Here is a 218-nt window from a genome sequence, read left to right on the forward strand (position 1 = left end):
TCGGCACACTAAATTCTTTGCTTAAAGAGTTAAACTCTTCAATTAAAACCTCATATAAAATGAAGTCCTTTAAAAATGGCTCCCCTTGCAAGACTTGAACTTGCGACATACGGATTAACAGTCCGCCGTTCTACCAACTGAACTAAAGGGGAATTACTTGTCTCAACATCAGGTCTATAAAGACCATTATTTGTTAAGTACCAAATAATGGTGCCTCG

Annotated in this window: 1 tRNA gene; it reads right to left on the bottom strand. The window is 37.6% G+C overall.

The annotated features are described in order from the left end of the window. Positions 1-76: 76 nt before the first annotated feature. Positions 77-152 (bottom strand) — tRNA-Asn (locus tag AB4623_RS24260). Positions 153-218: the final 66 nt, after the last annotated feature.

Source organism: Vibrio sp. 10N.222.52.C12, assembly GCF_041474215.1.
Lineage (GTDB): Bacteria > Pseudomonadota > Gammaproteobacteria > Enterobacterales > Vibrionaceae > Vibrio > Vibrio crassostreae_C.